Source organism: Robbsia sp. KACC 23696, from assembly GCF_039852015.1.
GTDB lineage: Bacteria > Pseudomonadota > Gammaproteobacteria > Burkholderiales > Burkholderiaceae > Robbsia.
Window position 1 is genome coordinate 974,737 of sequence record NZ_CP156628.1, and the last position, 23,689, is coordinate 998,425.

The window sequence follows — 23,689 nt, forward strand, 5'->3', positions numbered from 1 at the left end:
GGACCAAAATTTCACGAAACATTATTTTTTCCGTTGAACTGGCCAATTTGTCCACCAACAATTCACGAAATACCCCATTTTGGGACGCACCGAATGTCGATTGCAGAAAAAGTGCTGTTATCGCGCCGCGCCGGCGCCGATGCAGAAGACGCGGTTCTGGGTGCCCGGCTTCGCAACTTGCGTAAGCACCGCGGCTTACGGCTGAAACACGTCGCCGACGCCGCCGGGCTCAGCGTCAGTTTGTTGAGCCAGATCGAACGGGGCATCAGCTCGCCGTCGATGCGCGTGTTGCGACTGATTTGCCAGGCCTTGCAGATAGACGGCGCGGCACTGTTCGACGATGACGGTGCGCCGGCGCAAGCCACCGCTGTGACGTCTGGCCACGAGAAGACGCGGAACACCGCTGGCGCACAGCGTGATTACGCCCCGGCGATGCCCGCAGTCGGAGTGGAAGACACAACGATCCGCCGCGTAATGGGTGTATCCGACATCGCCGGGACACCGTCGCCAGGCGCTCTGACCCGCGCCGAGGAGCCGGGTGCCGATTTCGTCGTTCGCGCGATCGATCGGCGGCCGCTGCGCGTGAACGATGTCACGAAGTACCGCGTCACGCCCGCCGACTGCGCGACGATGGAGGCCTTCCTGATGGAGATTGGCGCCGGCGCGCAATCCGATGCCGATTTTGCCTGGCAGACCGGCGACAAGATTGCTTACATCGTTGGCGGCAAATTGAAACTGTTCGTCGACGAGGTCGTCCTGCTGCTGGAAACAGGCGACGTCTACGGCTTCTCGTCGGGCCACCGCTACCGATGGGAAAACGCATCGCAACAGACCACCACCTTGCTGGTGGTCAACGGCAACCACTTTTACGTTTAGTCCCTCCGCCTACGCTACGAGGTATGGCATGAAGTCTGTAGACAGCCTTTCCCCGCGGTCGCCCGCTTTCGCACTCGAGGCCGAAGCCGGAACGCCCCCGACGTCGGGACAACCGCACGGTGCCGCGTCGCGGTCCCTTCGCAAACGGGACATCGTGGCAGCCAATATCGGCGCGTTCTTCGAATGGTTCGACCTGCTCGTCTACGCGATGTTCGCGCTGACGATCTCGAAATTATTCTTCCCGACCACCGATCCCAAAGTCGCGACGTTGTTGAGTTTGCTGACGTTCGCCAGCTCCTATCTCGTACGTCCGGTAGGCGCGGTCGTACTCGGCATCTATGCCGACAAGCACGGCCGTCGCGCCGCGATGAGTCTCGCGGCAACGCTGATGTTGCTTGGGACGCTGCTGATGGCATTCGTTCCGACCTACGCACACATCGGCGTACTGGCCCCTGCACTGCTCGTGTTCGGACGCCTGCTGCAAGGCTTCTCCGTCGGGGGCGAATTTGGTAGCGCCAATTCCTATCTGACGGAGCAGCATCCGAAATGGAAGGCGATGCTGGGCAGCCTCCAGTTCTCGGTCTCCGGTTTCGCGGTGATGCTGTCCTCGCTGTTTGCGCTATCGCTGAACCACATCCTGACGCCGGCGCAAGTCGAAAGCTGGGGCTGGCGCACGCCCTTCATTTTCGGGCTGCTGATCGGTCCCGTCGGCGTCTACATGCGTAAGCGCATCCAGGAATCGGCGGCCTTCGAAAACGAAGCGCCGCGCGTGCGCACCCCGCTTGCAGAAACGTTCCATTCGCATGTCCCTTTCATGCTGATCGGCCTGATGATCGTCGCGGCCGGCAATGTCGCGAGCTTTCTCAATATTTATATGCCGACGTTCGCGCAGCGCAGCCTGGGCATCAGCAAGGACATCGCCTTCACTGCATCGATCTGTAGCGGCATCGTCGCCACGATCGTGCCGGTATTCGGTGGCTATGTCGCGGACCGCTTCGGCACCCGTCGCGTCATGGGCATCGCATTGGTGATCGGGCTCTGTATGTTGTATCCGCTTTTTTACCTGTTGACGCACTCGCCGTCGTTCGGCACCTTGGCGCTGTTCCAATGCGCGATGTCTTTCGTCTTCTACAGCTTCTACTACGCCCCGGTCAGCTCGGTCTTGTCGCAGCTGTTCCCGACGTCGTGCCGCACCACCGCGGTGTCGATCACCTATGTCGGTTCGCAGTTGCTGTTCGGCGGCATAACGCCCTTGGTGGTGAATGCGCTCGTCGACGCATCGGGTAGCGTCATGGCACCGGCGTGGTATGTAACCGGTATTGGCGTGATCTCACTGCTCGGCTTGTATCTGGCGCGCAAACGGGTCGACTGAGGCGGCGGAACGCGCTGCCGCCACGCGGCAGCCAAACCCCGCTCGACGGGACAGTTTCAGCGTTTCGGTGTAGATTAAAGGCGTTCTCTCCTGATGCCATGCGCCGCTGCCTTGCGCGAGCAGCTAGCGGAAAGGACGTCAAGAGGCGCCGCTATCGCGCGCATCACCGAATTTGCCTGAGCTTCCAATCGAGTATTCAATGACCACTTCCGCGCCCAACGACGCCATCCCGTCATCGTCACCGGCCAGCGAGCAGCCGTATCACGTGCTGGTGTCCAATGCGCTGGACGCCGAGATCGGTCTGTACCGGATGGATCGGAAAACGGGCGTCCTGTCGGCGGCAGGCACGCTTGCCACCGGCTCGGCGGTATCCGCGCTAGCCCCGAGCCCCGACGGGCAACACATTTACGCTGTCACGAAGGGGCCGGAAGGCGGGGCCGCAGGCATCGCGGTGTTCTCCGGTCCCAAGGCCGCGCAGCCGTTCACCTTGCTGCACCACACGCAGACGACGCATCCGCTCGCCTACCTCACTGTCGATCCGTCCAGTCTGTATTTGGTGGGGGCGTCCTATCACCAACACGCAATCGTCCTCTACCGCATTGCCGATATCGCTAACGGTCATGGCGATCCAGTGCAAGTCATCGGCGATCTCGGCAATGCCCATGCGGCCATTTTCTCCGCGGACGGAAGAGATTTGTATGTCGCGGCGCTCGGCGACGACGCCGTGCACACGTTCACGTTGCAGACCTATCCCGCACTGGGTTTGACCCAAGGCGCGTCGATCACGCTGCCTGCCGGATTCGGTCCGCGACATTTGCGCCTGGCAAGCGACGAAACGCGTCTGCTCGTCCTGAGCGAGTTGCACGGCAACCTGGCCACGCTCACGCGTGATCCGGAAGACGGGACGCTAAGCGCGCCGACGATCGCCTCCGTACCGCCACCCATTTCCCATCTGCACCCCGGTTCCGCGCGCGGCCCGAAGGCCCATACGAGCAACGGTCCTGCCCATTCGGTGGCTGCGCTGCCCCCGGAAGATCATTACGTCGAGCAAACGCGCGCCCACACCTTTGCGCCTATGCCCGACCAAGCCCGCGAGGGCGATGTCTGGGCGGCGGACGTCCATCTCTCCCCCGACGGGCGTTTCGTATATACCTCCGAGCGCACGACGAGTCAGTTGGTGGGATACCGCCATTCGGCGGCCGGACCGGTGCTCGCGCAAACGGCCGACGGCGATGCGACAGGATATGGCGTTGATTTTGCCCACTCGGCACACACGGAAACGCAACCGCGCGGATTTCGCATCGACCCGCAGGGACACTTCCTGGTGGCCTGCGGAGAGCGATCCGCGTTGCTCAGTGTTTATCGCATCGATGCAGACGACGGTTCGCTGCACCGCCTTGCACAAGTCAAAGGCGGTCGCGGGGCAAACTGGATAGAGATTCTTTAGGCGCGCCGAGCGGGGAAATCGAGACAAGGCGTTGCGCATGACCCACCTCCCGTCACGCTCGGGGAGACATAGCCAATGCCGCTATACCAATCGGTCGAACATATCGAGGTCATTTGCCACCTTATCTCGGCCTTGAGCGCTGGCAGCGCGAGCTGCGGCCTGCCGTCCTCCAGCGCTTGACGACATAGCGTTCGAATACCCCCATCCGACAAGAGCTAAAAAAGCGTCGTGTCAGTGAGAGAACGGTTAGGTGCTTCCGCGAATCTATCCCCTGCACAACGCTATATCACTGCGCGTAGCGGCGAAGATAGCGCATCGATCGTAGATCGGGTCGGCAGTGAAATTCCCGCTGTATTCGGATCTGAGACCAGGAAGTACAGACCCCAGAAATCGAAATCGTACGGCCCACAGAGACCGTAGACGCCGCAATCCGAGACAGGGACGTGTGAGCAGTCAAGTCGAACAAAGCCACTTTGGTTTCTTTCACTACGCGTCGCCAGGACTCGATCGCCTTCTCCGACGGCGGCACGCTCCAACCTTTTCGCTTCGCATAAAAAGTTGTTCCGTTTCCCATCGCGGGGTCGATCGGATTGAACACAGATGCATCGCACCGTCGACATGGGCCATTCCGGCCTCCCTGGCATAGCGCTTCAGCATCGTGCATCGAACATCCAAACGCTCGTTTCGTAAGCGTTCGATCACTTCCGACGACGTCAGCGACCACCTTCGTTGGTGCTGTACCCGTTCGTCGACGATATGGCCGCCGTCCATGATCGCTAGGCCTCGGACGCGAAGAAACTATACCGGAGCCTCATGCACAATTAAAACTAAGCAACGAAAACGGAAAACGGGAAGCGCACTGTTTAGCACGCGTTAGCGCACGCTGAATAGGCCGAGTCCCTTTTGGCAGCAACGGCATGCGGGACGCTGCCCACACGTTACTGCCATCCAGGATCATCGAGGGATTTGTTGGGAACCCGGCAAAAAGGCTTGCCCCCAACTCAGGTTCGGCATTACGTCGGCCAACGGCAAGTCGAACCGTTTCGCAAACGCCGACTCCCAGGCAAGCGGCCCAAGTACAAACTCAGGCAAACGCTCGCGGCATAACGGCGCATAGTGGCTCAATACGCGGATGACATCATCCGATGGTCGAATAAGGCGGGACGCACGATCGCACAGAAACGTCTCAATATCGGCGGAGATCATGGTATCGAAGGTCCAGGTATAACCGCATTTCAGCAGCAGCTCCCGGTAACTGAATAGCGTTGCAACGAAAGGAAGACGCTCCGCCACCGTACAGTTATCGATAATCTCCGCCGACATCGGCGTGCATGCAAGATAGAGCAAGCGACGTTCGACGGGACCGAGGACCCTCGAAAAGGCGGAGCCGGGCAGGCTTCCCGACTGTGCGGCACACGCCCGTGTCACCTCCCACTTTAGCGCCGCCTGCAAAGCAGGTATCGCCAATGCCGGACGTGCATCCTCCAGCGCCTTGGCACATAAGGCATCGACGCGTTCGACCGTCAGATTGTGGTACACCTTCTTCGCACGTCCATCGAAAGCACATTGCGGATCCGCATGCCGATCCGCAACCAGCCGCCATAGCGTCGCTTGCAACGGCCAAGGCAAGACATCGATATCGCTCGCGACCCCAGCGGGGAGCACCACTTCGTTCGGATCGAAAACACCGAAATAAGCGCTCCAAATCGCGGCGACGTCACGCCCTTTGATATCATATAGCTCACACACACTGGGCAGAAGGTCTAATACTTTCATCGTCATGTCGGCACGGACGGATCGAGGCAAGCTCCTCCATCGGGTCCCCTCCGAACACGATTTTTCGGCAAAGGTGGCCAGAAAGTATCGATGCAACCGAGCAGCAAATTCAGGGTCATCGCTTCCCAACTGATGGACCAACAAACGCAAAGTCGAGCGGATACGCAAGTAGAATCCAGCGACTCCCAAACAGCGCGCACTATGATCGACGAACGTCAACGTGATTCGCGGAATAACTTCCGTCGCCAGACGCTGGGGGGTAATGCCGCAATGATTGAGACACCATTCCCGAACCGATACAGGTCGAATGTACAACATAGCGGCATAGACAATCGACGCGAGAACGGTGGGACGAGGCGTCGGATAACTGGCATCGAAATCGTCCACAAGTACCATTTGTGCCGTTTGAATGGAAACGTCGACAGATCTAATCCGGCTTAAACAAAAAAGGAACTCGGCCCATTGGAGCCGCGATAATGTGCCAAACGCCTCTGCCATCACTTGTTTGACGTGGACCCGTGGATCAGCGATGACAGACAACAGCGGCGCATACATTTCCGCCACGTATAGATTCATAAGCGCTTCACCGCAGGACACACCAATCGTGACGGCGCGCAAATCGACCTTGGTCTTATCGACGGCACGACGCCAGGCGTGCGCTGCTAGCGCGTCTTGCCCCCCGGCCGCCCCCGAACGCTTCAGTAAGTACCGATCGCTGAGCGCCTCCACACTTTTCGGCTTCTCCACCGTGCCATCTGCTGTTTGTGTCCGGCCCGCCGATGCTTCCAACCTGGCGAAACGTTTGAACATCTCACATCGCACGCCCACGTCCAAGGTCATCAATTTTTCGATCATATCCGGCACGGACAGCGGTCCCTGTACACGACACCTGGCTGCGTGATCGATCATGCGGCAACCGTCCATAATCGCGTCGGTCACGACTTTCAAGCGCGCCTGCAGCGTCCGCCCGGTTGTTCGAAGCAACAGCACTTCCGACGTCCAAAGCGTCGTCGTAATGCGCTCCCATAAATCGGCAGGCAAACGCATCATCGGTCCGTCCTGCATGAACGACTCGGGTGACAAACCGCCTCTTCCCCTCACGCCGCCGTACATTGCGTGATGGTCGCCTTCCTCCTCAAGCTCAGGGCGGCCATAGTCATAACGGTCCACCGACCGCAAACTGCTCTTCATATTACGCACCTCCGTAATCTCTTTTCGCGAATATACGTGGTGCGTCCGATGTCTCAACGCCACCGTGCGCAAAAGCAGTGCGTACCGCGAACGCACACGTCTCAGTGCGTAGTCCGACGCTTGGGATCGTCCTGCGAATCTGAAATCGCCCGCGGTACTGACGCATACATGCGTCACCCGACAGAAGCGAAGTAGAGCGACGCTATCGGATATGTCCCTTACCCATGTCCGATCGCCGTTAGTCGGCGACCATCAGGTCAAAGCGCTTTACGAACGCACGCTCCCAGCCATCGGAATCAAAAAGGTACTCTGGCAAATGCGCGCGGAATTGCGGCGCGTAGTGCAACAACACATCGACGAGTACCCGCGATGGCCGAATCAGTGAGGACGTCGGGTTGCACATGTACCCGCCGACATTCGAAGAGACCAACGTTTCATAGGGCCAATTACCGTCACCGTCCATCAGCAGCGCTCGGTAGCTGAATAGCGCTGCTATGAAGGGGAGTCGCTCGGCGATCGAGCAGCGTTCGAAAACGGCCCATGCCGACTGCGGGAATACGGGGCAGCACGGGATACCCATCGTGCTTTCACCATAGGGGGTGACTTCAGGCGCTTGACGGCAGTGCGAGAGTTCCCGGCAATCCTGGGACACCTGCCACCTTAACGTCGCCTGTAGCGCAGGTATGGCGAAATGCGGCACGCCACTATCCAACGCCTGCATGCATAGCGTATCGATGCGTTCCGCGGATAGCACGCGAGAGACCGGATGGGCATAGCCTCTGAAGCCGTTTTCGGGATAGGCATGGATATCCGCCGCGAGTCGCCATAGCGTCGCGCGTAGCGGCCATGGCAACGCGTCGATTCGTGCCGTGACTTTCGGTAGCATCAGGCGCGTATTCGGCCCCGTCACCTCGAAGTACAAACCCCAAAAATCAATGATGGTGCGGCCATTTAGTCCGTATGCAACGCTGTTATCCGGCGCAATGTTCAGCACGTTCGAACACAATGCAAAACGGACCGCGTCCGGCAGACTCTTCCAACGTGTCGCCCCGCGATATCGCTTCCTCGCAACGCTGGTGACGAACGACTGATGCAAAGACGCGGCGAAGATACCATCGTCGTCGCCCCACCGTGCGAGGAGTCGACTTAAGCGGTAAGGCACGTCGATGCCGCGGACGAAGGGATCGAAGAGAATCGCATCGGTGATGCATTGCGTCAAGCGTGGCGTGATTTTCTCCGCCACGCACCGCGCTTCGATGCCCATTCGATGCAAGCACAGGTTCTTGACCGGCTCAGAATGCCGGATCATCGTCATCGACGCATGAACGATCGCCGCAAGCACGTCGATCGATGGCGTCGGATAACGACGATCCATATCGCGTGCAAGGGTTTGAAAGGCTCCCGTGACAATGGCACAAACATCTTTAATTGGCTCCAATGCATAGAGAAAATCCATCCATCGAAGCATCGTCAAATGCATGGCAGCGTGGTCCATGACGCGTTTGATATGCGCCTCTGGGTCGGAAACAACGCCAAGAAGCGGCGCGTACATCTCTGCAGCGTAGAGATTCATCAGCGCGATGCTGCTGGACGAATCGAATGTCGCCTCAAGCAGGGCCGTCTCCGTGATCCTGACGACATGCGACCAGCAATGCGTCGATTTTCCTTTTTCGCTGTCGGGTTGCGCGGATCGTCTTTTGAAATAGCGGTTTTTAAGAGACGACAGAAAAGCGAGCTTATTCGTCTCCAGGCGTCCGGTCTCGACGTAATACGCCATGCCGACATCCCTCGCGTAGCGCTTCAGAATGTCGCTTCGCGCTTCCAACGGTAAACTTCCAAGTTTGCCGATCACGACGAAACGGGGCATTGTGTCGGCGCCCTCTTTCTTCGTCAGGCAGTCGATCATTCGACAACCGTCCAAAAGCGCATCGCTTACGATCTTCAACGGTCCTTGCGCCGCGTGTGCCGTAGCGCGTAGTGCCATCGCTTCGGATGCGGGAAGATGCGTGATAATGAGACGCCATATATCCGGCGGCATCTGCATTATCGGACTACCTGGCGTTCGATGCGGCGGCTGAGTCGACTGAACCGACTTGGCCGGTACGAAAGGCACGATGTCGTGGCTTAGGACAATTCGCCGACACCCTGGACTCGCTGTGTGGTGTTGTATATCGATAACACTATCGCAACCACCGCCGTAGTCATCGCGATAGGCTGTGATGCATGCCGTCCTGTCGCCGCTGTCCATGACACGCCACCCCCGTATATCGCTTCGCCGAATATACGTGACGTCTTCACTTCTTCCTTGCACGAGGACGAATACGGCGTACAGAACACGCATCAATCGTCGAGCATGCGGATACGCCCACGCGTCTTTGAGGACGCGATATCGTCGTGTCGCTTCCTATCGCGCGGGCGCCGCGATGATGTATTCAGTGTACGCGAAGACAACGGCCAGACCGACGCACGTCTGATTGCGGCGTCGTTCCTGTCCCGCTTAGGACTGCGTCCTCAACGCCAATCGATGACAACGGTATCACCAGTCAATGGAAGATCGAAACGCTTTGCAAACGCCGCCTCCCAATGATTTGGACCAAGGGCCCATTCCGGTAATGCTTCGATGCATGAGTGTACGTGGTGCAACAGGACATTGCGGGTGGATTTCGACGGCCGAATCAGCGACGAGCGCTCGTCAATTAAAAACGCGCGAACATTGTCAGATATCATGTCATCGAATGTCCACGCGTAATCGCATTCCATCAAGACGTCGCGGTAGCTGAATAAATCCGCGATCAAGGGCAAACGCTGCGCGTCCGTGCAAGCGTCGATAATCGCTTCCATCGCGGGCGTCCATTCGAGCTGTTTCAAATCAGGCGCAAGCGGCAAGTCAGGCGCAAGCGGTAATGTCCGCGCATCACGAGTTCGCTCGCAAGCCCGCGTTATCTGCCATTTCAATGCGGCTTGGACTGCCATCAGCGCGAACTCCGGCTGACCCGATCGCAAGGCCTGAGTACCTATCCTATCGACGCGTTCCACCGAAGACAAGTCGTGATGCAGCGAGAAGAATGTGCCCTGCAAGACATCTCGCGGCCGCGCGTGAATCTCTGCTTCGTGCCGTAATAACGCAGCAAGCAAAGGCGATGGCAGTGTGTCCAATTCGGATTCGCTTATTCCAAAGTCCTTCACCATGTTCTTGGAAATAGCAAAATACGCTTTCCAAAGAAGAAGCGCTCCCGTGCCCTCGGGAAGGTACGCATCCAGATCACTCGGCGGAATGCCCAATACTTGCGTCCGCATCGCGACACGCACCGCCTCGGGAAGACTCGACCAGCGCGTCGACTCCGAATAGGACATCCTTGCAAGCGTAGTCAGAAACGCGTTGTGCAGCGCCATCAGATACGACGCATCGTCTATTTTCCAGCGTCGCGCACTTCCCTCCAATATGTGATTCCATATAAACGGCGTGATCTGTGACTTCGAAAGACGCTGCTCCGCAATGGCCAGTGTTACCCGAGTAACGACTTCCTCCTTTAGCATTTGTACCGTGACGTGCATTCGGCTTATGCTACGCTCCCGAACCGACTGCGACGTCCGCACGTTAACCATCGATTGAATAATCGCGGCGAGCACGTCGATTCTAGGCATCGGATGATTGGCGTCGAAGTTGGCTGCCAGTGTCTCATAAGCGTCTGACAAAGGCTTGCAGACGCGTACCAGCGAGCCAACCGAATACAGAAAATCCATCCAACGCATCACCGACAATCGCTCGGCGGCCTCAACCATGACCTGCATGACATGCGCTTCCGGGGCGGGTACGACCCCAAGGAGCGGTGCATACATCTCGGCCGCAAACAAATCGGCGAGCGCGATGCTAGCCGAAGCGTCGGACGTCATTTCAAGCAATGCCGCCTTCGACACATCGACCGTTCTTCGCCAGGACGACGTAAAGCACTCTCGGTCCGAGCCCGGTTCCGCTGAAGGTTTCGTGGTAAAACGGATCCTAAAATCCTCACCGTCTTCCTCCCAGTTTGTTGCGATCGGGATATGCCTAAATACAATGCCTGCGTATGCGCCCGCTTGCTTGGCATAACGCCTGATCATGTCGCATCGAACGTCGAGCGGAAGGGTCGACAGTTCATCGAGGAACGCGGGCGCCGATACCTTTGCCTGATTCCCGCGCCCCGTCAAGTCGTCGATCGTGCCACACGCGTAAAGAATCGCATCGGTAAGCACTTTCAAATTCCGATACACGGCAGTCGCGGTACACCGCAGCGCCATCCTTTCCGCCGTCATCAGGTGCGAAGTAATGAGATGCCATACGTCGGCAGGCAGATTGATCATTGCCGCGTCCGACAGGATCATAGGCTGGCAGCCAGTTTTCGGTTCCGCTAGAGGATTGCCGGCTTCCGTTGCCGATGCGAATACGCAGTCGTCAGCCTGCGCCGTAAAGCCGTTGCCATAACCGATATACATCGCGCTGCTTTCCATAAAACACCATCCTTGTCGTATCGCTTCGCGGAGTCTACGACGATGGGCCCCATTTCTTACGACGGCACGCGAACAATCTATATGGGACGCGAACTAATGTCTCATATATCCGGCGCCTTAGATAATATCCAAACGTTTGGCAAGCGCAGCGCCGCACGCCCCCGGGCCTAAGGCAAATTCCGGCAACCGGTCGCCGCACAGCGGTAAATAATGCATCAAGACGTCGACTACCGCCTGCGCGGGGCAGACTAGCGCATTGCGAGGGTCACATAGAAATGACACGACGTCTTGCGAGATCATTGCCTGAAAATCCCATACATAGCCGCATTGCGTGAGCACTTCGCGATAGCTAAACAGTGCGGCGACGAAGGTGAGCCGTTCGGCTGGCGCGCAACAGTCGAAAGCCGTCCACGCGATTCGCGACAACTCAGGACATTCGGCGGCGCGGCGGGGGACACCCGCTTTTGAATCTCGCCAAAAGGACTCGCACGCCTGGATAACCTGCCATTTCAACACGGCCTGTAGCGCCGACATGGCGATTGCCGGCTTTCGCGCCATCATGGCCTGGGTACACAAGATGTCGACGCGTTTACTACACAAGACCTGAAACACATTTTTTTCGGGCCCCGCAAACGGTATGCGCGGATCCTCGCGCCCTTCTGCGGACAATTGCCAGAGTTTGGCTTGTAAAGGCCAGTGGAGCGCATCAATTCGCGACGCGAGTTTCGGAGACTGCACCGCCGTATTCGGGTCGGCTATCTCGAAGTAGAGCCCCCAGAAATCAAAGATCGCACGCCCGCTGAGTCCATATTTTTCACTCTCGCCAGGGGCGATGCCAAGCACGCGCGTACGCAACGTCCGCCGCGCGGATTCCGGCAAAGTCAGCCACTGCGTCGATCCGCGATACGCTCTCCTTGCCAGCGCGTCGATAAAGGAGAGATGCAGGGACGCGGCAAAAAGCGTATCTTCGTTATCCCAGCGCTGCGCATACATCTGCAAGCGATGTGCAACGCTTATCCCGCGGACAAGCGGATCAGTTAAAATCGCTTCCGCAATAGATTGCGTAATACGCGGCGTGATACTTTCCGCCAGGCAATGCGGATCGATGCCCATCCGATGCAAACACACATCCCGCACCGGATCCGGGCCGCTCGACATCATCAACCGGCGCACGATGGTGGCAAGCACATCGATTCGCGGCATCGGGTATCGGCGATCGAAGTTCGCCGTCAGCGACTTATAACCCGCCGCGATGGATGGGCAAACGTCTATCAAAGGCTCGACTGCATAGAGAAAGTCCATCCAGCAGCGCATCGACAGTTTTTCGGCGCCATCCATTACCTGTCGCACATGCGCCTCCGGGTTCGACACGAGTCCCAATAGCGGCGCATACAGGTCCGCCGCATACAGGTCGGAGAGCGCGGTACTGCAGGACATATCGAAGGTAATATCGCGCAACGCCGCCTTGGTCTGATCGATCGCCTTGGCCCATGCCGTAGACACTTTTTCATGACCGCCTTTCGGTATAGCCATGTGCTTTTCGAAGTAGCGCGTTCTCAACGCACGCGTCGGTTCGGGTTCATGCTTTCCCCCCGTGGCAAACGCAATCCTGCGCGCCAGTCCGGCGCTTCTGGCATACCGCTTCATCATCTCGGCGCGTGCTGGCAATCCGATGCCGCATAGCACTTCGATCGATTCGAGACGACATACCGATGCCTGCTTTTCCGACTGCATGACCTTGTCGAGCGTCCTGTAGCCATCGAGTATCGAACCGGTCACGTGCTGCAACGCTTTCTGTACCGCGACGGCAGTGCCGCGAAGCGACAACGCTTCAGAGGTCGACAAATACGTGACGATGACCGGCCATAAGTCTTCAGGGAGTGCTTTGATCGGCCCCTCCGCTAAACCATACGCAGGCTCCCAAACCTCCCCGTCGTGCACGCTGGTGCCGAGCGCACCGGTCGTGCCCTCATCGCCATATATCCCGTATTTGGGATCATACGGCCCGCTGCAATCACCGTCGTCCCCATCGACACCGACCCACGTACCGTGCAGCTTGCAATCCATCAGCGAAAAGGCGCTATTCATGCGCTGCCATCTCCATAGTTTTCGGTGATCATCCATCGCCGACCCCTTCGCGAATGGCCAGGTGTCGCAGGCCCGACCTTAGCTTCGAAACCAGTGTCGATCCCTGCCGAGCGGAAGCGTCAAGTCCTCTGGTGGCACGCCGAAGCGTTTAGCAAGCGCCGTCTCCCAATGATCTCGGCCCAGCACGGCCTCCGGTAAGCGTCCGCCGCATAGCGGCAAATGATGCAACAGCAGCTGAACGATCTCTCGGGAAGGCAGCACCAGCGTTGAAGTGGGGTCGCAGAGAAACGTCACAACGTCTTCCGCGATCAAGGACTCGTACAGCCATTTATAGCCGCAAAGGCGCACTGCCTCGCGTTGGCTGAATAAAGCAGCCACGAATGGCAATCGCTCCTCGATCGAACACCGTTCGAAAACAGACCACGCCGCTTGGGAAAATACCGGGCACTGCGGATCACGCCCGTGCTGCGCGGCCTCCCCCATCGGGAAGGGTGGCGACAAATCGAGACAGGCCCTCGCAACCTGGCATTTCAAACTTGCCTGCAAGGCGGGAAGCGCATAGTGCGGCGCGTCGGTATTGAGCGCATGCGTGCATAAGCGATCCAGTCGTTCCATCAAGTGCGCTTCGAACGACACGCTGGCTGTGCCGCGCCGCGTACGATGCGGGTCCGCGTGAACCTCCGCTGCGAGCCGCCACAATGTCGCCTGTAGTGGCCAAGGGAGCGCGTCTATTTTCCACGCCACGTCTGGCAACCGCATCCGATTGGTAGGACTGGTGACTTCGAAATACAGGCCCCAAAATGCAACGATCGTCAGCGCGTTGTATTGGTTCGTCAGTGCGTCATGCGGCGCTATGCCCAAAACACGGGTGCATAAAGCATCCTGGAAGGGTCGGGAAAGACTTTTCCAGGTTTGTACGCTGCAAAAAACATTCTTTGCAAGTCCGCTCAAGAAAGATCGATGCAAGGATGCGGCAAATACCCCATCGTTGCTATCCCAGCGCTCCGCGAGCTGTAGCAAGCGATACGGCACATCCATCCCTCGGAGGAACGGGTCGAGGAGAATCGATTCGACGATCGCATCCGTGACGCGCGGCACGATCTGATCGTTCAGGCATTCGGGAGAGAGACCTATTCGATTCAAACAAATCGCACGTAATTGCTTTCCGCGCGGACTCGTCATCGACGCATGAACGATCGACGCAATCACTGCGAGACGAGGCAGCGGAAAACGGCTATCGATACTCGCCGAAAGCGCACGATAAGCGCGTGCGATGGGATTACATATCGTCCTCAGGTCCTGGGTCGCATGGAGAAAATCTATCCATCGCGGCATAGACAATGTCGAATACGCCTCGTTCACGACGCGCCGCATATGTTCGGCTGGATTCGCCACGACACGCGCCAGCGGCGCATACATTTCGGCAGCGAAGAGTTCGGATAGCGCGACACTACCGGAGACGTCGTACCTTGCCTCGTGCAACTCGGCCTTTGTCATCGCCACCGCCCAACGCCATGCGCGCACCGAATTCTCGAGGCGACTCCCTGACGTAAGAGCGTGTCGCGTAAAGTAGCGTAATTTTCGTTGATGGATAGGTTCAGACTTTCCCGTTCCACTAGGGCCGCTGGCTTCTAACCGCGCCATGCCACCTTGTTTTGCGTAGCGCCTTAGCAAGCTACAACGCGTCTCCAATCGAAGCGTCATCAAATTGTCCAGCAGCACTGGTGCCGATGTCACGTCGAAAATGCCGCCTAGCGTGGCTTGATCGACGATGCGGCAGCCATCGATAATGGCATCGGTCACCTGTTCCAGGTGACGAAAAACGACGCGTGCAGTGCACCTGAGCGACATCGTTTCCGTTGTCAGTAGGTGGGTGACAATCTCGCGCCAGAACATCTGTGGTAGATGTTTCATCGGCCCTTCAGGAAGGTGCATGGTCTCCGCATCTATCGCGCCCATCCCCGACATGACGTCGACTTTGCCTGGCAGCGCCTGGCTACGCCAATCCGCGCAATCCGAGTCGCTACTGGCACCGTCGCTGAAGTCGCGACTATCAATACCGAAAAGGTCGTCACTGTAATAACGGCTGTCCTCTAAGCCGTTATCGCCCATTGTCATCTGAAATCCACTTTCCATGACACGCCACTCCATAACATTACGTCAATGAATATATGCGGCGCGTCTACGCGCTAATGATCGAGATGTCCGGTCTTATTGGACCCTGTTCGCGTGATCCGTCGACGTCAAATCGAATCGTCTTGCAAATGCGGCCTCCCAATTTTCGGGGTCGGCGATAAATTCGGGCAGGCGTTCGCCGCACGAAGGCAAGTGATGCAATAAAGCATGGATGACATCGCAGGGCGGTCGAATAAGTCGCGAATCCGCATCGACCATAAACGCAACGATATCTTTCGCCACCACCGCCTCGTACTGCCAGTAATATCCACATTGCTGCAGCAAGTCGCGATAACTGAATAATGCGGCGATAAACGGCAGGCGATCGGCAAGCGAACAGCACTCGAAAACCGACCATGCGGCCAGCGGGAAGCTAACCCGTTTCCCCGCACGCGCCATCTCGCGTAGGGAATGCGCCGGTTCGACGGTGGATGGGTCATCCCAAATGGACTCACAAGCGCGTATCACCTGCCAACGCAGTGCTGCGATCAACGCGGCTAGCGCAAACTTCGGACGGCCTTCTTGCAGTGCCTGCGTGCATAGCGCGTCGATGCGCTCGATAGATAGCGCGTGGAATCCCTGTCCCGGAAAGCGCGTCAACGCGCTCTGCGGATCCGAGTGGGTCTCCGCTGTCAGCCGCCATAGCGCGGCCTGCAAGGGCCAAGGAAGCGCGTCTATCTTCGACTCGACCCCTGCCGAAAGCGCGGCCAGCATCGGATCGGCAAGTTTGTAGTACAAGCCCCAGAAATCAAAAATTACCGTGCCCTTCAAACCGCACTGCGCGCTTTCGCACGGGGCAATGCCGAGCACTCTGGTGCACAAGGTAATGCGCACAGCTTCAGACAACCGCGACCAAGGCATCGACTCACAGTAGGCGTTCTTCGCCACCGCGTTCAGAAAAGAGAGATGCAGGGCGGAGGCGAACGCCCCATCGTCGTCGCCCCAGCGCTCCGCAAGCATCGTCAAACGCCATTGCAAGTCTGCTGCACGGACCGTCGCATCCGAGAGCAACCAGGTGGTTACGGATTCCGCGATACGCGGCGTGATCTGGTCGGCAACGTACGCCGACGTCAAACCGATTCGGTGTAGGCAAATTTCTCGCACGGACTGACGATGTGGGATCTTCATCGCCTCACCCACGACGGTAGCGAGCACCTCGATGCGCGGCATCGGGTAAGCGCGGTCGAACTCGACCGCGAGCACCTGAAAAGCCGTTTCAACCGGCGCCAAGATATCTTTTAGCGGAAAAACCGCATAGAGGAACTCAATCCACCGAAGCGTTGATAAGGTCGCGGCGGCCTCGTCCATCACGCACCGTACATGCGCGTGCGGATCGGCAATGATGCCGAGCAAGGGCGCATACAGCTCCGCGGCATAGAGTTGCGACAGGGCGATACTTGGAGATGGGCTTTTTGCGTCATCCAAAAGCACCGCTTTCGTCATATCGACGGTGCGCCGCCAGGCCAGTACAGACGCAATGCGAGCGCTTTCCGACGCTAAGAATTTCTTTGCGAAGTAATGGCTGTAAAGCGCCGTTCGTGCGTCCGCTTTCCCTGCAAGGCCGTGCGCAGCAAAATCGAAACCGCCCATTCCGACTTGTCTTGCGTAGCGCTGGAGCATGTCGCAGCGCGCTTCGAATCTTAAGCTCGACAACGCGTCGATTATCTGAGATGAAGCGTTCGATTCCGCGGGTCCTTCCTGCGGCAATCCATCGATCATCCAACAGCCCTCCAAAATGGCGTCGGTGATCACTTTCAATTGTCGTTGTACCGCGGAGGCGGTACAACGCAACGTCATCGTTTCCGAGGTCCGCAGATAGGTAACGATGAGACGCCATAAATCGCCAGGCATCGCACTGATCGGCCCCACTCCCACGGTACGATCTCGCCCATCGTCGCAAGCAAGCAGGCTGACACCCCTTTCGGCGCGTCCTGTCGGCTCGTAGAGGGGTCTCTTTTCCCGACCATAGGCCGCGCTGCAGTCGCCGCAACGGTCGTCGCGATCGTCTGCACGGTAAGGGACGGCACACGCCATGCTGAAGTCACGTTCCATGACACCTTACCCTCCAATAGGGAGATCGAGATTGTCGGAGAACGGCAGGTCGAAGCGCTTGCTAAAGGCCGACTTTCCCGCGTTTGGGCCCAGGGAGGATTCAGGTAGGCGCTGACCGCAGAGTGGCAAATGGTGGAGTAAAACCGCGACGACTTCAGTCGATGGACGGGTTAATGAAGACCCCGGATGACAGAGAAAATCGACGACATCCTCCGCGATCATGGCGTCATAGGTCCATTCGTATCCGCATCGCTTTACCGCGTTGCGACAGCCAAACAACGTCGCGACGAAGGGAAGACGCTCGGCGAGCGAACAGGCTGCAAAGATAGACCACTCGGCCTCGGATATGACCGGGCAGCGTGCGGCGTGATCCACGTTTTCCGCGAAGGAGGACTGCGGCCGCATCCGCGCGCTCCACATAGCCCGGGTTTCCCGGGCGACTATCCATTTAATCGACGCCTGAAGCGCCGGTATCGCATACTGCGGCTTACCGTCTGCGAGAGCCTGGATGCATAAGGATTCCACGGATTTGGCGGACATCCCCTGAAATGAACCGTTGAATTGGCCGTGCATGGCACGTTGGTGGTCTGCTTCCATTTCCGACGCGAGTCGCCAAAGGCAAGCCTTTATCGGCCAGGGCAAGCGCTCGATCCGCTGCGCCGTCGTCGGAAACACGACGACGGCAACCGGGTCGGTCATCTCGAAATACAGTCCCCAGAAATCGAATAAGGTGTGTCCGCCCAGGCCGCCTAAGTCAATATCCGACGTCGCGATGCCTAACACGCAATTTTTGATTGCGGTCCGATACGTTTCTGTTTGCCCCTCCCGCACCGCCGACCGCGAGCCGCTTTTCTTCGCCAGAAGGGACAAAAACGATTGGTGCAGCGACGCCGCGAATGCACCGTTATCGGAACCCCATCGTTCCGCGAGAAGGCCCAGATGCGTGGGTATTTCGGTCGCGCGCATAAACGGATCCGTAAAAACCGATTCCGCAACGGCAGCTGTGACACGCGGGATGATTTCCTCGGCGAGACAGTGTGCGCCGATACCGAATTGGTTCAGACACTTATCCCGGACCAATCGGAGCAGCGGAAACGAGAACGCCGTGTGGACCATCTTTCCGAGCACGTCTATTCGCGGCCTCGGATAATGGCGGTCGAAGTCCGCAAGTAGCGTGTAATTGGCGGTTCCGATCGCACTACAGACATCCTTTAGCGGGTCGACGGCGAACAGAAAATCCATCCAGCGCAGCCGCGACAAAGTCGCTTCCGCGTCCCGCACGATGCGACGCGAATGGTCGTATGGCGCCGGAATCAAACCTAATAGCGGCGCATACATTTCCGCCGCGTAGAGATCCGACAGGCCGATGCTCTGAGACGCATCGAATGTGGCGTTGAGCAGCGCCGACTTTGTCGTATCGATCGTCAGCCGCCAAGCCAGCGCGGCTTGCGCGTCCGGGCTCGCTGCATCGGCGGATCGTAATTTGTAATAGCGGTTCGTCAGCGTCTGTAATGGCTCCGCCTTGCTTAGCGCGATATGCCCCGATTCCGAGGAACAGGCCATCCCGGCACGTCTGGCGTAACGCCTGATGGCGTCGCATCGCGCCTCCAGACGCAGCGTCAGAAGCTTGCCGATGACCTCCGGCGCGGCGCGGGCTTGCACATGTCGATCCTGCGCCCACCCTTCGATCATCCGGTAGCCATCGAGAATCGAATCGGTGACGACCCTCAAATGTTTCTGAACCACGCGTGCGGCGCCCCGCACAGACATGGCTTCAGATGTCAGCAGATACGGGATAATGAGACACCATAAATCGGTGGGCATACTCAATATCGGCCCTTCCGGGACCACTTCACCGGTCCACCGGACGTCGCGTCGATCGCGGATCGAGATGACGTCGCATTCCGTGGCGCGCTTCCCAAAGCGGCCGACTACCGGTCCATACAGCGTCTCGTGGCCACTGTCCCAGTGCTGACCACCGACGTCCCTGCTGTATGCCAGCTTGAAGTTGCTCTCCATGACATGCCACCCCCGTATATCGGTTCGCCGAATATACGAGACTCATTAACGTTGCAAACCCGGGGGCACGAATACGTCGTACAGAACACGTACTAACAGCGAAATGGGTGTGGGCACCGGCGGGTCTGAAAAGTCGTACTGACGCGACCACGGGCACCATGGTCTTGCCGGACAGGCCGACACCCAGCGGACGACGTCAGAGCGATGTGTGTCGCATATCACTCTGCGCTTCGCTACGCCAAAGGGTCGCGCGCGCCGTCTCCGTCGACGGCAGGTCGAAACGCTTCTCAAACGCCGCCTTGCCCGCGGTCCGTCCGAGTCGACTTTCGGGCAAGAATTCCCAAAATACCGGCAGGTAGTGCCGCAGAACTTGCACGACATCCGGCGAAGGACGCGTCAAGCAGAACGTCGGATCGCTCAAGAGCACCCTGATATCGTTCGATATCAATGCCTCGAAGGTCCATGTGTAACCGCACTTGATCATAAGCTCGCGATAGGCGGACAACATCGCGACGAACGGCAATCGCTGCGCCGCCGTGCACGCCTCGAGAATCGTCATCGCGACCGGTGTGCATCGAAGATGCGTTTCCACATGCGTGGATGGCGCCGTATATGACGAAAGCGCGAACTGTTTCGGCCTGCCCGCCTCCGATCCGCACGCGCGCGTCAGCTCCCATTTCAATGCTGCCTGCAACGCAGGAATCGCGCGCTGCGGCATGCCGTCCTGCAGCGCGCGCACGCATAAGCGATCCACTTGTTCGACGGACAGGTGATGGAGCATCGGGCAGGCATGGCCTCGGGCCGCACGGTGCGGGTCCGCATGTGCATCCGCCGCCACCCGCCAGAGTGTGGCCTGTAGCGGCCACGGCAATGCATCCAATCGCGCCGAGACATCTATCGCCAGAACAAGTGCGTTGCGGTCTTTTATTTCAAAATAGAGTCCCCAAAAATCGACGACCTCGGATCCGGCGAGACCGTAACGGTCGCCCTCACTCGGGCCGATATCCAGCACGGATGTACGTAACGCCGCGCGGACGGGCTCGGAGAGCGATGCCCAAGGTGTCGTGCGATCAAGTCTGTCCTTTGCCAGCGCGGTCAAGAAGGACTGGTGAAGCGATGCGGCGATGGTCCCTTCGACGTCCGCCCAAGATCCGATAAACCATTGCAAGCGCGCACGTACGGTTCGTCCAGGCGTGGCGATCTGCGAGAGAAGCGATGCCACGACGCTTTCGGTGACGCGCGGAATGAGGCGCGCTGTCAAATCCTGGGGCGATATCCTGAATCGATTCAGGCACACATCTCGCATCGGCTTCCCGTGGGGCACGGTCATCGCTGCTTGAACGATCGAGGCGAGCACCGCCATTCGCGGTTGTGGATAGCTACGATCGTATTCCGTCGCGAGTGTATCGATCGCTTCCGCGATGGGTGTCCACACGTCTTTTATCGGAACCAAGGCATGGAGAAATTCCATCCATTGATGCAGTGGTAGATTGGCGGCAGCCTCGTTCATCACGCGCCGTATATGCGTTTCGGGATCGGATATCACGCCGAACAACGGCGCATACATCTCCGCGACGTAAAGAACGGATCGAGCAATACTACGCGGCAGATCGAATGTCATGCCACACAGTGCGGTCTTCGTGGAATCGACTGCGGACGTCCACGACCGCATGGACGCCTTTTGGTCGCTGCTCGATTCGAAGTCGGGTTTCTCGAAATATCGACACCTCATTGCCCACGTCGGCTCGATATTTCGGATAGCGACAACATGGCTCAGCATTCCGATTTGCGCGGCATAGCGCTTGAGCATGCTACATCGTATTTCCACGCGAAAGGAAGCCATGCTCGCAATCACTGCGGAAGCAGGTAACGACGGCGTACCCGCACGTTGCGACGCGAGATCGATCATCCCGCAGCCAGACAATATGGCATCGGTCACACCTTTCAGCTGACGTTGCGTCGCATGTGCAGTACTTCCGAGTGCGCGCTTTTCCGCCGACGACAAATACGTCGTAATGAGACACAAAATCTCCGGCAGCAGGCTTTTTATCGGGCCTTCAGCAGCATCGATGATCGGCAAGTCCGCGTCGACGTCTCGATGGAAAAATATCTCCCCATGGCCCAGCGCGTCGCGCCCATCGCAGGCGATGTCGTATTCCGCGCTATAGTCGCTGCTATAGTCGACGTCGTAGACCGTCCTAAAATCTCGCTTCATGCGCTGCCATCCCGTAATTTTCGCTATGTAAAATATACGTGATGTGTCTATCTTCTCAAAACACGGGTCCGAAGATAACCGTCAAGGTGCGAACCCGCCCCTCTTGAGCATGATCGTGCACGCACCATCGACAGTCAGGTTCCCGCGTATGCCTGGCAACACGGGTACTGACCGGCACCGTCTACCCGTTCATCCTGAGCATCACGTCCTGCAGTGGCAGATCGAATCGTTTCGCAAACGCCACCTCCCAACTGTTCCCGTCTATCACATGCTGCTTTAATTGCCCCGCGCACTGTGGCAGGTAGTGTAGCAACACGGCGACCACGTCGGCAGGCGGAAAGAGAATCGCGTCGACGGAGTCGCATATCAATGAAACGACATCCATCTCTATCAACGCGTCATATTTCCATTCATAACCCTTCTTGATCAACATATCGCGATATCGGAACAGCGCTGCAACCAAGGGCAGACGTTCTATCAGCGAGCAACGCTCGAACACCTTCCAGGATTGCAACGATAACGTCGGATTATGGATTATCCGCAATTCCGCGTCAGTGGGATCCGAAGGCTCCTTGGGCCCCCAATCATCCGAAAACGCACAGGCCACCTGACATCGATGGAACGCCACCAGCGCTGGGATCGCCAACGCGGGTTTCCCTTCTTCCAGTGCCTTCACGTTTAAAGGATCGATCAAGGACCGACGTAGAATATAGAAAATCTGATCGTGATGGCCATTGAAAAAGCGTAACGGGTCCACTTTGGCATTCATTATTGTTCGCCACAAGACGGACTGCAATGGCCAAGGGAGCCCGGCAATGCTTCGCTCGAAATCGGGAGATAGCCATTTCTCATGCGAAGCCGTCACGGCGCAATACAAATCCCAAAATTCAGGCGTCACCGCTGCTGCAAGAGCGCATCGTTCGCTTTCACTCGGCGAAATCCCCAAGACCTGCGAACGCAAAGCGTTTTTTTCGCTTTCGGACAAGCTCGCCCACGACGTCGAACTGCACACCCCCTTCTCGGCGAGGGCGGACAGGAACGAGCAGTGCAAAGACGCGAAGAAAGCAGTACCCATATGGTCCCACGTCAAAGATGCACACCGCAAATATCCGACCATATTGAACGCGTCGTGGCTCTGTCCCGATAGGACAATGTCCACATGCGTTCGCGTGATACGCGGCAGGATTTCCTTCGTCAGACAATGTTCTGTGATGCCTATCCGACTGATGCGCATTTCACGCGCGGATCGATGCTGACATTTCATCGCATCACCGACAATGACAGACAGCATGTCAATTCGTGGAACCGGATAACTGCGGTCGTAATCGTTCGCAAGCGCTTTATAGGCGGTGGCGACGGGTTCACAGAGCGTTTTTATCGGCCCAAGGGCATACAGAAAATCCATCCAACGGAGCATCGATAAACTGGCAGCGGCCTCGGCCATCACGCGGTAAACATGGTCGTCTGGGCTTGAAATGATGCCGAGTAGAGGCGCATACATCTCCGCAGCATATAGGTGGGAAAACGCTATGCTGGAGCGCGGGGCAAACGTTGTATCGAGAAGCTGGGTTTTCGTTGTATCCAACGTTAGCCGCCAAGCCTCCATCGACTGCGCATGTGGACTCCCTAGCGTCGGCATGTGCTTTTTGGAATAGTGGGGCTGCTCAGTCGACTGCGTTGCCAACGAATGGGTATCGGCATACGCCGTATCAGGGAAGCTAGCCAACCCGCGGACCTTCGCAAAACGTCTAATCATGTCGCATCGCACCTCCACACGTAGCGACATAAACCGGCGAAACACGTCGGGCGACACTATTTTATGGCGATTTTCCGGTCGCGTCGCGAGATCGATCAATCGACAGCCGGCTAGAATGGTATCCGTCAGGGTCTTCAGTTTCTCACTTACAAGATGCGCAGTGCATCGCATCGACATTGTCTCGGACGTCCAGAGGTAGATGGCGATGTGCTGCATGACATCCGCCGGCATACT

General features: G+C 57.9%; 12 protein-coding genes. 3 read left to right on the plus strand and 9 right to left on the minus strand.

The window, feature by feature from the left end; genetic code table 11:
* Window positions 1–93: 93 nt before the first annotated feature.
* The 3 genes from ABEG21_RS25465 to ABEG21_RS25475 all read left to right on the plus strand — a co-directional run bounded on the left by ABEG21_RS25465 (window position 94) and on the right by ABEG21_RS25475 (window position 3,695).
* Window positions 94–876 carry an XRE family transcriptional regulator gene (locus ABEG21_RS25465; protein WP_347558383.1) on the plus strand — a complete coding sequence of 261 codons (783 nt, stop codon included), beginning with the start codon at window positions 94–96 and terminating at the stop codon, window positions 874–876.
* A gap of 28 nt (window positions 877–904) precedes the next feature.
* Window positions 905–2,248: an MFS transporter gene (locus ABEG21_RS25470; RefSeq protein ID WP_347558384.1), complete on the plus strand. Its 1,344-nt coding sequence runs from the start codon at window positions 905–907 to the stop codon at window positions 2,246–2,248.
* A 199-nt stretch (window positions 2,249–2,447) separates the two neighbouring features.
* Window positions 2,448–3,695 (plus strand): beta-propeller fold lactonase family protein, encoded by a 1,248-nt coding sequence (locus ABEG21_RS25475; protein WP_347558385.1) that lies wholly within the window; start codon window positions 2,448–2,450, stop codon window positions 3,693–3,695.
* 954 nt (window positions 3,696–4,649) lie between these two features.
* Here ABEG21_RS25475 and ABEG21_RS25480 read toward each other — a convergent pair.
* The 9 genes from ABEG21_RS25480 to ABEG21_RS25520 all read right to left on the minus strand — a co-directional run bounded on the left by ABEG21_RS25480 (window position 4,650) and on the right by ABEG21_RS25520 (window position 23,671).
* Entirely contained in the window at window positions 4,650–6,734 is a 2,085-nt protein-coding gene (locus ABEG21_RS25480) for a hypothetical protein (RefSeq protein ID WP_347558386.1), read from the minus strand.
* Between the two features lie 166 nt (window positions 6,735–6,900).
* Window positions 6,901–8,700, minus strand: a complete 1,800-nt coding sequence (locus ABEG21_RS25485) for a hypothetical protein (RefSeq protein WP_347558387.1) — start codon at window positions 8,698–8,700, stop codon at window positions 6,901–6,903.
* Window positions 8,701–9,173: 473 nt separating this feature from the next.
* Window positions 9,174–11,150, minus strand: a complete 1,977-nt coding sequence (locus ABEG21_RS25490; RefSeq protein WP_347558388.1) for a hypothetical protein — start codon at window positions 11,148–11,150, stop codon at window positions 9,174–9,176.
* 117 nt (window positions 11,151–11,267) lie between these two features.
* Window positions 11,268–13,238 carry a hypothetical protein gene (locus ABEG21_RS25495; protein ID WP_347558389.1) on the minus strand — a complete coding sequence of 657 codons (1,971 nt, stop codon included), beginning with the start codon at window positions 13,236–13,238 and terminating at the stop codon, window positions 11,268–11,270.
* Between the two features lie 78 nt (window positions 13,239–13,316).
* Window positions 13,317–15,374, minus strand: coding sequence for a hypothetical protein (locus ABEG21_RS25500; protein ID WP_347558390.1), 2,058 nt, complete (start codon window positions 15,372–15,374; stop codon window positions 13,317–13,319).
* Window positions 15,375–15,449: 75 nt separating this feature from the next.
* Window positions 15,450–17,465, minus strand: a complete 2,016-nt coding sequence (locus ABEG21_RS25505) for a hypothetical protein (RefSeq protein ID WP_347558391.1) — start codon at window positions 17,463–17,465, stop codon at window positions 15,450–15,452.
* 6 nt (window positions 17,466–17,471) lie between these two features.
* Window positions 17,472–19,484, minus strand: a complete 2,013-nt coding sequence (locus tag ABEG21_RS25510; RefSeq protein ID WP_347558392.1) for a hypothetical protein — start codon at window positions 19,482–19,484, stop codon at window positions 17,472–17,474.
* A gap of 196 nt (window positions 19,485–19,680) precedes the next feature.
* Window positions 19,681–21,699 carry a hypothetical protein gene (locus ABEG21_RS25515; RefSeq protein ID WP_347558393.1) on the minus strand — a complete coding sequence of 673 codons (2,019 nt, stop codon included), beginning with the start codon at window positions 21,697–21,699 and terminating at the stop codon, window positions 19,681–19,683.
* Between the two features lie 181 nt (window positions 21,700–21,880).
* Window positions 21,881–23,671, minus strand: coding sequence for a hypothetical protein (locus ABEG21_RS25520; protein ID WP_347558394.1), 1,791 nt, complete (start codon window positions 23,669–23,671; stop codon window positions 21,881–21,883).
* Between the last annotated feature and the right edge of the window lie 18 nt (window positions 23,672–23,689).